The organism is Kitasatospora sp. NPDC001539 (assembly GCF_040298565.1).
GTDB lineage: Bacteria > Actinomycetota > Actinomycetes > Streptomycetales > Streptomycetaceae > Kitasatospora.
Genome location: NZ_JBEPAK010000251.1, coordinates 1 through 10286, shown reverse-complemented (window position 1 = coordinate 10286; position 10286 = coordinate 1). Strand labels below are relative to the sequence as shown.

The following is a 10286-nucleotide window of genomic DNA, read 5'->3' as shown; positions in this document are numbered from 1 at the left end:
CCTCTCAACCCGTTCCGGCCGTCGGGGGGAGTCGGCCGGAACGGGGGCTCTGGGTGGTGCGACACTGGCCGGTGCGTTGCACACGGTGAGCGCCTCAGCTCCACGATATTGCTCTAAGTGAACAGTATCAAGTGGCTGGACGGCCCGGGTGTCGCGGGACCTCGCCAGGCGGGGCCCTTTGTGCGGAAGGCTTCACCAGGAGGTGCAGGGAAGCCTTTGATCATGTGTTGATCGGTACTGCGGTTGTTGCTGCTGCTACGGCGTGTGACCAGACGGGGCTGATCAGGCGGTGCGGGCGCGGTTGCGGGCGGCACGGCGCTTCATCGCACGACGCTCGTCCTCGCTCATACCGCCCCAGACGCCGGCGTCCTGACCGGTCTCGAGCGCCCACTGGAGGCACTGCTCCATCACCGGACAGCGGCGGCACACGGCCTTGGCTTCCTCGATCTGCAGCAGAGCAGGACCGGTGTTCCCGATCGGGAAGAACAGCTCCGGGTCCTCTTCGCGGCAGACAGCGCGGTGGCGCCAGTCCATGGTCGTCCAACTCCTCCTGCCGCGGGGGTGGCCCGATCGGCATAATCGAATGGCTTGTGAATGTGAACGCTTTCACGAATCCCACAACAGCAAAAGAGACCAAAGGCCCACCGGGCCCGGGTGGTCTGCGCTAGGGGGATTCGGCGATTCGAGGGACACCCCGCGGTCGGCGCTCCTGTGGTTCCGGAGGTGCCGTCGCTGCGATGTGTCCCGATCGCCATGTAGAGGTTCGCAAACCTCGGGCTCGGATACAACCCCCTTCGGGGAGGAATTTTTGATTCTTCGGTGTCGCCTAGCTCACAGCCAGTACTTCTATGGAGTGAAGGGGGCTTGTGCGTTCGAGAAGAAGGGCGAAGCCCGCTTCCGGTCACACAATCACACGCAGTGCCCGCCGTACGCCTGTGAAACTGACCCGCCTCCGGTCTCCAAGATGGTCCCCGTCGACCTGGAACGGGGCGGGTTCCTGCGAAACCAAGGTGAAGTGCCTGACGTCGTGATAGGAGACGACGTGCTTTCCGGACGGCCCGGCCGGTGGGGCGCCGTCGCTCGAAGGCGCGTGCGACCGCAGGATCTGACGGACCGTTCGAGCGGTGCCGAACGCCGTCATCAGGGTGATGCCGAAGACGTCGAGATCCGTGTCGAAGGAGGCGAGGGGCGAGGGGTAGACCGGACGGTTGCCGAGGAACGTCCACGGCGAGGTGTTGCTGACTATCGCCAGGACGAGGCCCGGCACGGCCTCGTGGCCCGGTAGTTCCAGGGTCACCGGGCCTTTTCGGCGTTGCTCACGCTGGGTGAAGTAGTGCCGGAGCGCCTGCCCGACGTACAGGGCGTGGGTGGACTTCCGCCCGGCCCGGCGCTGCTCCTCGACCCGGCCGACCACCCCGGCGTCGAAGCCCAGGCCGGCGGTGAAGGTGAACCAGCGGTCCGGCAGCCCCTCGGTCATCGCCTTGCCCAGCCCGATCGGCCGCTCGCGCCCCCGGTCCAGGGCGTCCAGCAGGGCGCCGGTGGCCTCCACCGGGTCATTGGGCAGGCCCAGCGCGCGGGCGAACACATTGGTCGAACCGCCCGGCACCACGGCCAGTCGCGGGACCCGCTCGCCCGGGCCGTGCGCCAGCAGCCCGTTCACCACCTCGTTGACCGTGCCGTCGCCCCCCAGGGCCACCACCAGGTCGACGGTGCCGTCCTGCGCCGCCTCGCGGGCCAGGTCGCGCGCGTGGCCCCGGTACTGCGTCTCCGCGACCTCCAGCTTGAGGTCGCTGCGCAGGGCGTGGATCAGTACGTCCCTGGTGCGGCCACTGGTGGTGGTGGCCTTGTGGTTCACGACCAGGAGAGCGCGCATGGGGAAAGCCTACGGGTCGGTACGTACCAACCGGCGGCTACCCTGCTGGAGTGACCGCAGAAACCCCCGCACCCGCATCCGCCCGCCCGGTTCCGCTCACCGTGGGCGCCGCCATCACCGCCCTGGAGGGCGTCGCGCTGGCCGTCGTCGGCGTCTCGGACATGGTGTCCGCGGTGTCCGGCCAGGCCAAGCAGCTGGCCCTGAACGAGTTCGGCGGCCTGGTCATCGTGCTGCTCGGCGTGCTGCCCGTCCTGGCCGCCCGGGCGCTACTCAGGGAGCGCCGCTGGGGCCGCAGCCCGGCCGTGCTGACCAACTCGATCTGCCTGCCGGTCGCGTACTACATGATCCAGAGCGGCGGCGCGATGATCGCGGTCGGCGCGGTGGTGGGCCTGCTCGGCCTGGTGGGGATCGGCTCGCTGCTGAACCCGAGGACGACGGCGGCCCTGTACGCCCAGCACGAGGGCTGAGCGCGCAGGGCCGCCGGGGTCCTGAGCGTGCCGGACGGCCGCGCCCGCGCGGGCTGAGCGGCCGTCAGTCCTACTCCTCCACCAGGAGCTTCTCCCGCAGCTGGGCCAGGGTCCGCGCCAGCAGCCGGGACACGTGCATCTGGGAGATCCCCACCTCGGCGGCGATCTGCGACTGGGTCATGTTCCGGAAGAACCGCAGCACCAGGATCTTCTGCTCGCGGGGCGGCAGTTGGGCCAGCAGCGGCTTGAGCGACTCGCGGTACTCGACGCCCTCCAGCGCCTCGTCGGTGGCGCCCAGGGTGTCCGCCACGGCCGGCGACTCGTCGTCGCTGTCCGGGACGTCCAGGGACAGCGTGGAGTACGCGTTCGCGGACTCCAGACCCTCCAGGACGTCCTCCTCGGAGATCCCCAGGTGCTCGGCCAGCTCGTGCACCGTGGGGGAGCGGCCGTGCCGTTGGGAGAGCTCGCTGGTGGCCGTGGTCAGCGACAGCCGCAGCTCCTGGAGGCGGCGCGGGACGCGCACCGCCCACCCCTTGTCGCGGAAGTGCCGCTTGATCTCCCCGACGATGGTCGGCGTCGCGTAGGTGGAGAACTCGACCCCGCGCTCGTGGTCGAAGCGGTCCACCGACTTGATCAGCCCGATGGTGGCGACCTGGGTCAGGTCGTCCAGCGGCTCGCCGCGGTTGCGGAAGCGCCGGGCCAGGTGCTCCACCAGCGGGATGTGCATCCGCACCAGCTGGTTGCGCAGCTCGACGCGCTCCGGGGAGCCCTCGGGCAGCGCCGACAGCCGGACGAACAGCGCGCGGGCGGCCTCCCGGTCCGGGGCGCCGGTGCGGTGCGAGCCCTGGGCGGGCACGGCGCCGTGCAGCTCCACGGCCCCGTCCGCCGGGTCCGGCGGGGGCGTGGAGGCGGGCGTCGGCTCAGACGTCGGCTCGGTCGGGTGGCTCATCCGGTGGGCGTCCTTCGGGTGCGCTTCGTCGTTGGCGGCGAGGCCGGGAACGCTCGCCTGGGTCGGTACGGCAGGGCCCGCCGTCGCGAGGCCGGTACGGTCCAGATCACTCACGGCCATTCCCCCGTTCCGTTCCGGGAGCGCCGGGGCCGTGGGCCCCGGCATCGTCTCGTTGGTCGTACCGCACGGCGGCGGTACCGGGAGCCGCCCGCCGGCCCCGGTGGGGGAGCGGCGGACGGCCCTTGCAGGGTGCTGCTCGGGGCCGGCTAGTGGGCGGCGGACCCGCCGCGCTTCTTGTGCAGGCTGATGGACACGGTGTTGTCCTCGGCGACCGACGAGTCGACCTCGCCGGCCAGCGCGGAGAGCACCGTCCAGGCGAAGGTGTCCCGCTCGGGCGCCCTGCCGTCCGTGGTGGGAGCCGCGACCGTCACCTTCAACGAGTCGCCGACCAGGCGGAACTCGCAGGACAGCACGGACCCGGGCACCGCCTGCTGGAGCAGGATGGCGCAGGCCTCGTCCACCGCGATCCGCAGGTCCTCGATCTCGTCGAGGGTGAAGTCCAGCCGGGCCGCGAGCCCGGCGGTCGCTGTTCGCAGCACGGAGAGGTAAGCCCCCGCCGCGGGCAGCCGGACCTCCACGAAGTCCTGAACTCCGAGATCGCTGTCGATCTGGGACACCCTTGCCTCCTGGGTGACGCGCTGTGCTTGGTTGGTACCTGTGCTACCCGTCGAGGGGCGCCTTGCCACCCCTCGAAGGGCGCCGATGCCGCTGATCGGCCTTCGCTGCGTGTGCTCCGCACCCCGGTGCGAGAGTTACTCATGGTAAGGCATTGCGACGCTGGGTGGCAGGGCCTTTGCCCGTACTCAGCAGCCGGTCCGGCGACTTCCGACTTCCCGGCGTCCGCCCGGCGACGTCTCGGACGCCGACTGCCCGGACGCCGGTTCCCGACGTCCCGGACGGTCAACGACTGCCGGCGGCGGTGAGTGCCTCGCCGGTGAGCCGGTAGACGGTCCACTCGTCCATCGGCACCGCGCCGAGCGATTTGTAGAAGTCGATCGAGGGCTGGTTCCAGTCCAGGACCGACCACTCCACCCGCGCGTAGCCCCGCTCGACGGCGATCCGCGCCAGCTCCAGCAGGAGCGCCTTGCCGTGGCCGCCGCCGCGGGCCTCCGGGCGGACGTAGAGGTCCTCCAGGTAGATCCCGTGGGAGCCGCGCCAGGTCGAGAAGTTGAGGAACCAGACGGCGAAGCCGACCGGTTCGCCGGTGGTGTCGTCCTCGGCGATCAGACCGAACAGCGCGGGGTTCGGGCCGAACAGCGCCTCGCGGAGCTGCTCCTCGGTGGCCACGGCCTCCTGCGGAGCCCGCTCGTACTCCGCGAGCTCGCGGATCATGGTCAGGATGACGGGGACGTCGGTGGCGACGGCGGTGCGGATCATGCCGCGAGCCTACTGCTCGACCCCCGGCTCGTCCCAGGCCTGGACCGAGGTCTGGTCGACGATCCGGCCGTCCCGCAGGTCGGCCATCGAGGCCATCAGCACCCGCACGCCGTCGGGGTAGCGGCAGGACTCCAGGAAGGCGACGTGGTCCTCCTGGACGACCACCTGCTCCAGCTTGTGGGTCATCTCGCGGCCGTAGACGTCGCTCAGCATCGCGCCGATCTCGTCCCGCCCGTGCATCACCAGGGGGTGGCTGGGCTGGGTCTTGCGGTCGACCACGCGCAGCTCGGCGTCCTCGGCGTACAGCGCCAGGAGGGCGTCGGCGTCGCAGCGCTCGATGCCCTCGCGCAGCGCCCGGGTGTCGAAGGCGGACGGCGCCGCCATGGTGGTCATGGTCTCGTTCCTCCGGTCGGTCCGTCGGCTCGTACTCCGAGCGTACGCCCGACCGGACGGGTGCGACCGGGCCGGTGGGACCGGGCCGGCCGGACGCCGGTCAGCCGGCCGGCACGGTGCGCAGGTAGGCGGCCAGGGTGCTGATCGCGGCGGGGTTGCGCGGGCTCTCGACCAGGTCCGCGTAGTCCATGACCACGATCCGGTCGTTCCTGATCGCCGAGACGCCGGCCAGCGGCGGGAAGGACTTGAGGAACGCGCGCTTCTCCTCGGCGCTCGGGGTCGCGTAGTCGTTGATCACGATCACCTCGGGATCGCGCCGCACCACGCTCTCCCAGCCCGCGGTGACCCAGCTGTCGGCGAGGTCGCCCATGATGTTGGACCCGCCGGCCCGGTCGATGATCCGGTCGGCAGCGGCGAACCTCCCGGCGGTGTACGGCTTGTCCTGGCCGCTGTCGTACAGGAAGACCGACGGGCGGCGTCCGGGCTGGGGGACGGCGGCGATGCTCGCCCGGAAGTCGGCGACCAGCCGGTCGGCGCGGTCCCTGACGTCGAAGATCTCGCCGAGGTTGGTCAGGTCGGTGTAGAGCGCGTCCAGCGGGTCCATCACCCCGCGCTCGCTGCCCCGGCCGCTGCGGCAGGACTCGCTGAGCACGTAGGAGTCGATCCCGAGCGCCTTGAACGCCTGCGGGGTGACGCCGCTGCCCTCGTCGAAGCCGTAGTGCCAGCCGGCGAACACCAGGTCGGCCCCGGCGTCCAGGGCGATCTCCTTGGTGAGCGACTTCCTGGAGAGCCAACTGGTCTGCTGGTAGCCGTCCTTCCAGGCCACCCGGTCGACCCGGCCCTTGTCGTCCGGCATCACGTAGCCGGCCATCCGGTCGGCGAGGCCGAGCGAGAACATCAGCTCGGCCATGTTGACGTCGTTGGTCACCACCCGGGCGGGCCGGTGCGAGAAGGTGAGCTTCTCCCCGCAGTTGTCCACGGTCACCGGGTAGTGGGCGGAGGCGGCGGCCGCCGGGCCCGGGGCGATCTCGGCGCCGCAGGCGGTGAGCCCGAGGGCGAGCAGGGTGGCAGCGGCAACGGCAACGGCCTTGGTACGCATGTCGCTTCCTTCGGATCGGAGTGGTCCGCGAGCAGTTCAGGGCAGGCGGTCGAACAGCAGCTGGAGGGCGCCGGTCGCCGGATGCCGGACGGGGGTGGCCCGGACGCCGAACACCTCCGCCAGCAGCTCGGGGCGGAGCACCGCGTGGGGCTCGCCGGAGGCGACGATCCGGCCGGCCCGCAGCACGTACAGCCGATCGCAGTGGCCCGCCGCCAGGTTGAGGTCGTGCAGGGCGGTGAGCACCGTGGGCCCGGCCTCCCGGGCCAGTGCCAGCACCTCCAACTGGTGGGCGATGTCCAGGTGGTTGGTGGGTTCGTCCAGCACCAGCAGCCGCGGCTCCTGGACGAGCGCGCGGGCGATCAGCACCCGCTGCTTCTCGCCCCCGGACAGGCTCAGGAAGCCGCGGTCGGCGAGGTGGCCGGCCCGGACCCTGCGCAGCGCCTCGGTGCAGCGCAGCCGGTCCCCGTCGGTCGGGCCGCCGAGCCCCCGGCGGTGCGGCAGCCGGCCCATGGCGACCACCTCGGCCACCGTGAAGTCGAACTCGGCGGAGTGCTCCTGGGGCAGCGCGGCCACCCGCCGGGCCGTCTCGCGGGCGGAGAGCGCGTGCAGGTCGTCGCCGTCCAGCCGGACGGCTCCGCCGGCCGGCCGCAGCACCCGGTAGACGCAGCGCAGCAGGGTCGACTTGCCGCTGCCGTTCGGCCCGACGAGGCCGACCACCTGCCCGGCGGCGGCCTCCAGGCTGATCTCGTGGACGAGCCGGGCGCCGGCCAGCTCCACCGTGACGGCGTCGACGGCCAGCGCCTCGGCGCCCCCGGTCGGTTCGGTGCGCGGCATCAGCGGCCTCCCAGGGCCTGGCCGCGGCGGCGCATCAGCAGCAGGAAGGCCGGGACCCCGAGCACCGCGGTGAACACCCCGACCGGCAGTTCGGCGGGCGCCAGCAGGGTGCGCGAGGCGATGTCCACCCAGACCAGCAGCAGGGCCCCGGCGAGCGGCGCCACCAGCAGCACCCGGCGGTGGGCGGCACCGACCAGCATCCGGGCCAGGTGCGGCACCAACAGCCCGACGAAGCCGATCGCCCCGCTGACCGCGACCACGGTCCCGGTGACGGCGGCGGTGACGGCGAACAGCTCCCGGCGCAGCCGGTCCGGGTCCACGCCGAGCGAGGCGGAGGTCTCGTCGCCCATCGCGAGCGCGTCCAACCGGCCGGCCGCGCAGAGCAGATGGCCCAGGCCGGCCAGCACGGTGCAGGCGGCGACGGGCACCGAGCCCCAGGTGGCACCGCCGAGGCTGCCGAGCAGCCACATCATGGCGGACCGGGCGGCCTCGCCGCGGTCGGCGGCGAAGACCATCAGGGTGGTGGCGGCGGAGAAGCCGTAGGACAGGGCGGTTCCGGTGAGCACCAGCCGCAGCGGGGTGAGGCCGTACGCGGTGCGGGCGGCGACGTAGACCAGTGCCATGGCGACCAGCGCGGAGCCGAAGGCGGAGGCGGAGACCGCCCACACCCCGAGCGAGGCGAAGGCGCCGAACAGCAGGACGGCGTTGGCGCCGACGGCCGCGCCGGAGGAGATGCCGAGGACGAACGGGTCGGCGAGCGCGTTGCGCACCAGCGCCTGGACGGCGACGCCGGTGGCGGCCAGGCCGGCGCCGACCACCGCGGCCAGCACGGTGCGCGGCAGCCGGATCTCCCAGACGATCGCGTAGCCGGCGGCCTCGGCCGCGTCCAGCCGGCCGCCGGTCAGCCCGGCGCCCAGCAGCCGCAGCACCCGGGGGAGTCCGATCCCGGAGGCGCCGAGCGCGACCCCGCAGACCAGTGACAGCAGCAGGGCGACGGCCAGGCCCGCGGCGAGCGGGAGGGCGGGTATTCGGCGGACGGGCGAACTTCGGTGCACGTGGGGCCGCGCCTTGCCTCGGGCCGCGGGTGCGCCGGGGCGGGCGCCGGCCGGGGGCGTGCCCGGGCGCCGTCCCCTCGCAGTCCACGGCGAGTTGTCGGGAGGTCAGCGACCGGGGGCGATCGGACTGGCGCGGACGCGGGGGTGCCCCGGACCGCGCTCACCGTTGCGGGTCAGCGCCGGATTCGCACCGGACTTCCCCCTCGGACGCCCTGGCAGCATAACAGCCACTCAGGGCAGGCAACCCTTACCGGGGGTGGGGTGCTCGGGGCGGGGCACGGGCCCGGCACGGACCCGGCTCGGACCCGGCTCGGGCCCGGAGCAGGCTCGGAGCGGGTGCGGACCCCGGTGCGGACCGGGAGCGAACGCACGACCGCCCCCGTCCGACGGGCGGACGGGGGCGGCCGGGTGTCGACGCGTCAGGCTCAGGCCTGCTTGGTCTCCCAGAAGATCTTGTCGACCTCGGCGATCAGGTCCAGCAGGGCCTGACCGGTGGCCGGGTCGGTGGACGCCTTGGCGGCCGAGGCGGCCTTCAGGGTGTCGTTGATCAGCTTGTGCAGCTGCGGGTACTTCTCGAAGTGCGGGGCCTTGAAGTAGTCGCTCCACAGCACCGAGATGTGGTGCTTGACGGCCTCGGCGCGCTGCTCCTTGATGATGATGGCGCGGGCGCGGAAGTGCGGGTCCTCGTTGGCCTGGTACTTCTCCTGGGTGGCCTTGACCGACTCGGCCTCGATCCGCGCCTGCGCCGGGTCGTACACGCCGCAGGGCAGGTCGCAGTGGGCGTGGGCGGTGGCACGCGGTGCAAACAGACGAGAGAACATGGGAGTCCTTCCTTAGATCGTCTTCCCGCGCCCGAGATTACCCTTCCGCCCTCCGGGTTTCGCGATCGGGCGGTGGGCCTAGGGCGAAAGACGGATGGAGAACCGGGGTAATCCGGACACCGAACGGATGGCGTCCCGTACGGCAGACTGGTGCCGGACCGTCCGGGAGGAGGAGTCGTGGCGCGGAGCAGGGAGCCGGAGGCCGGTGCGAGGGCCGGCGCGGTGCCGTTCGGGCTGGTCGACGTCTCGGGGCCGTCGATGGTCCCGACCCTGCGCGAGGGCGACCAGCTGCTGGTCCGCTACGGCGCGCGGATCCGGCCCGGCGCGGTGGTGCTGTTCCGCCACCCCTTCCAGCAGGACCTGCTGGTCGTGAAGCGGGCCGCCGAGCGCCGGCCGAAGGGCTGGTGGCTGCTCTCCGACAACCGGCCGGTGGACAGCGACAGTCGCAGCTACGGCCCGGTCCCGGACGACCTGGTGCTCGGCCGGGTGCTGCTGCGGCTGCGCCCGAGCCCGGCCTGGCTGGCACCGGGCCGCCGGCTGGAGCGGCTGCTGCTGAGCCCCCGGCTGGCCCGGCTGCCGGGCCTGGCCCGCCGGCTCGGGGCGTGGGTCGAGGACGTCTGAGCCCTCCCGCGCGGGGGGCTTCCGACGCTGGCCGCCCGCCGGTGGCGGCCGCTACTGGCCGGCGTGCAGCGCGGCCTCGGCCTCCTGGCGCTTGCGGGCCCGGTAGGCGGCCACGTTGGCGCGGGTCGCGCAGCGGTCCGAGCAGTAGCGGCGGGAGCGGTTGGTGGAGGTGTCCAGGTAGGCGTTGCGGCACGGCGCCGCCTGGCAGATGCCGAGCCGGTCGGCGCCCAGCTCCGTGAGGTGCACGGCCAGGCCCATGCAGGCGACGGCGCTGAAGTGCGCGGTGGCCGTCGGCGAGTTGTCGGCGAGGTGCAGGTGCCAGCGCGGTCGGCCGGCGTCGTCCAGGTAGTCGTGCCCGGAGACCAGCGGGCTGACGGGGTACTCCATCAGCAGGCTGTTCAGCAGGTCGACACCCCGGACCTCGTCCCCCTCGGCGGCGGCCTCGAACACCCCGCGGAGCCTGGTCCGCACGCTCCGCAGCCGCGGCACGTCGGACTCGTCGGCGAGCGCGGCGGCCCGCGAGGAGTCGGAGAACAGGGCGCGCACCGCGTCCACGGAGGTCAGCGTGTCGGTGCCGCGCTCGGGCTCCTCGGTGTTCACCAGCCGAACGGCGAGATCGGCGTACGAGGCGAGCTCCACGGCGGTCCTTCCAGAGATTTCGGTAACGGGCTGACTGCTTCCAGCCTATTACCCAACCGGGCAGAACGGCGGCGCCCGGCAGGAGGTCTCCTGCCGGG

Annotated in this window: 13 protein-coding genes and 1 riboswitch; of the genes, 2 read left to right on the top strand and 11 right to left on the bottom strand. The window is 72.6% G+C overall.

All coding sequences use genetic code 11. The annotated features are described in order from the left end of the window. Window positions 1-282: 282 nt before the first annotated feature. A complete protein-coding gene (locus ABT247_RS27895; RefSeq protein WP_014138019.1) occupies window positions 283-534 on the bottom strand; it encodes a WhiB family transcriptional regulator in 252 nt (83 codons plus the stop codon). 367 nt (window positions 535-901) lie between these two features. Then, entirely contained in the window at window positions 902-1873 is a 972-nt protein-coding gene (locus ABT247_RS27890) for a diacylglycerol/lipid kinase family protein (RefSeq protein WP_350747647.1), read from the bottom strand. A gap of 50 nt (window positions 1874-1923) precedes the next feature. Here ABT247_RS27890 and ABT247_RS27885 point away from each other — a divergent pair, with 50 nt between their 5' ends. Then, window positions 1924-2340 carry a hypothetical protein gene (locus ABT247_RS27885; protein ID WP_350747644.1) on the top strand — a complete coding sequence of 139 codons (417 nt, stop codon included), beginning with the start codon at window positions 1924-1926 and terminating at the stop codon, window positions 2338-2340. Window positions 2341-2410: 70 nt separating this feature from the next. Here the strand turns inward: ABT247_RS27885 and ABT247_RS27880 are convergent, their stop codons facing one another. The 8 genes from ABT247_RS27880 to sodN form a co-directional block, all read right to left on the bottom strand. Beyond that, window positions 2411-3409 carry an RNA polymerase sigma factor SigF gene (locus ABT247_RS27880; RefSeq protein ID WP_502892514.1) on the bottom strand — a complete coding sequence of 333 codons (999 nt, stop codon included), beginning with the start codon at window positions 3407-3409 and terminating at the stop codon, window positions 2411-2413. A gap of 146 nt (window positions 3410-3555) precedes the next feature. After that, window positions 3556-3966 (bottom strand): ATP-binding protein, encoded by a 411-nt coding sequence (locus ABT247_RS27875; RefSeq protein WP_350747641.1) that lies wholly within the window; start codon window positions 3964-3966, stop codon window positions 3556-3558. A 283-nt stretch (window positions 3967-4249) separates the two neighbouring features. Further along, on the bottom strand, window positions 4250-4726 hold the full coding sequence (locus tag ABT247_RS27870) for a GNAT family N-acetyltransferase (RefSeq protein ID WP_350747638.1): 477 nt from the start codon (window positions 4724-4726) through the stop codon (window positions 4250-4252). 9 nt (window positions 4727-4735) lie between these two features. Continuing rightward, window positions 4736-5119 (bottom strand): nuclear transport factor 2 family protein, encoded by a 384-nt coding sequence (locus ABT247_RS27865; RefSeq protein ID WP_350747636.1) that lies wholly within the window; start codon window positions 5117-5119, stop codon window positions 4736-4738. A 100-nt stretch (window positions 5120-5219) separates the two neighbouring features. Further along, window positions 5220-6218, bottom strand: coding sequence for an ABC transporter substrate-binding protein (locus tag ABT247_RS27860; RefSeq protein ID WP_350747634.1), 999 nt, complete (start codon window positions 6216-6218; stop codon window positions 5220-5222). A gap of 36 nt (window positions 6219-6254) precedes the next feature. Then, a complete protein-coding gene (locus tag ABT247_RS27855; protein ID WP_350747631.1) occupies window positions 6255-7052 on the bottom strand; it encodes an ABC transporter ATP-binding protein in 798 nt (265 codons plus the stop codon). After that, a complete protein-coding gene (locus ABT247_RS27850; RefSeq protein ID WP_350747628.1) occupies window positions 7052-8107 on the bottom strand; it encodes a FecCD family ABC transporter permease in 1056 nt (351 codons plus the stop codon). Before ABT247_RS27850 ends, ABT247_RS27855 begins: the two co-directional genes overlap by 1 nt. 120 nt (window positions 8108-8227) lie before the next feature. Next, a riboswitch (cobalamin riboswitch) is annotated at window positions 8228-8351 on the bottom strand. 181 nt (window positions 8352-8532) lie between these two features. Continuing rightward, window positions 8533-8928 (bottom strand): superoxide dismutase, Ni, encoded by a 396-nt coding sequence (sodN, locus tag ABT247_RS27845; protein WP_350747625.1) that lies wholly within the window; start codon window positions 8926-8928, stop codon window positions 8533-8535. 177 nt (window positions 8929-9105) lie between these two features. Here sodN and sodX point away from each other — a divergent pair, with 177 nt between their 5' ends. After that, the gene (sodX, locus tag ABT247_RS27840) at window positions 9106-9549 is read left to right on the top strand and encodes a nickel-type superoxide dismutase maturation protease (RefSeq protein ID WP_350747622.1); all 444 of its coding nucleotides are present in this window, start codon (window positions 9106-9108) and stop codon (window positions 9547-9549) included. Between the two features lie 51 nt (window positions 9550-9600). On the opposite strand, the gene ABT247_RS27835 is transcribed toward sodX, so the two are convergent. Further along, window positions 9601-10188, bottom strand: coding sequence for a CGNR zinc finger domain-containing protein (locus ABT247_RS27835; protein ID WP_350747619.1), 588 nt, complete (start codon window positions 10186-10188; stop codon window positions 9601-9603). Between the last annotated feature and the right edge of the window lie 98 nt (window positions 10189-10286).

Coding starts and splice junctions, on each gene's coding strand:
- ABT247_RS27865 (WP_350747636.1), bottom strand. CDS start 5,119: ATGACCACCATGGCGGCGCCGTCCGCCTTCGACACCCGGGCGCTGCGC.
- sodN (WP_350747625.1), bottom strand. CDS start 8,928: ATGTTCTCTCGTCTGTTTGCACCGCGTGCCACCGCCCACGCCCACTGC.
- ABT247_RS27860 (WP_350747634.1), bottom strand. CDS start 6,218: ATGCGTACCAAGGCCGTTGCCGTTGCCGCTGCCACCCTGCTCGCCCTC.
- ABT247_RS27880 (WP_502892514.1), bottom strand. CDS start 3,409: ATGGCCGTGAGTGATCTGGACCGTACCGGCCTCGCGACGGCGGGCCCT.
- ABT247_RS27890 (WP_350747647.1), bottom strand. CDS start 1,873: ATGCGCGCTCTCCTGGTCGTGAACCACAAGGCCACCACCACCAGTGGC.
- ABT247_RS27855 (WP_350747631.1), bottom strand. CDS start 7,052: ATGCCGCGCACCGAACCGACCGGGGGCGCCGAGGCGCTGGCCGTCGAC.
- ABT247_RS27870 (WP_350747638.1), bottom strand. CDS start 4,726: ATGATCCGCACCGCCGTCGCCACCGACGTCCCCGTCATCCTGACCATG.
- ABT247_RS27895 (WP_014138019.1), bottom strand. CDS start 534: ATGGACTGGCGCCACCGCGCTGTCTGCCGCGAAGAGGACCCGGAGCTG.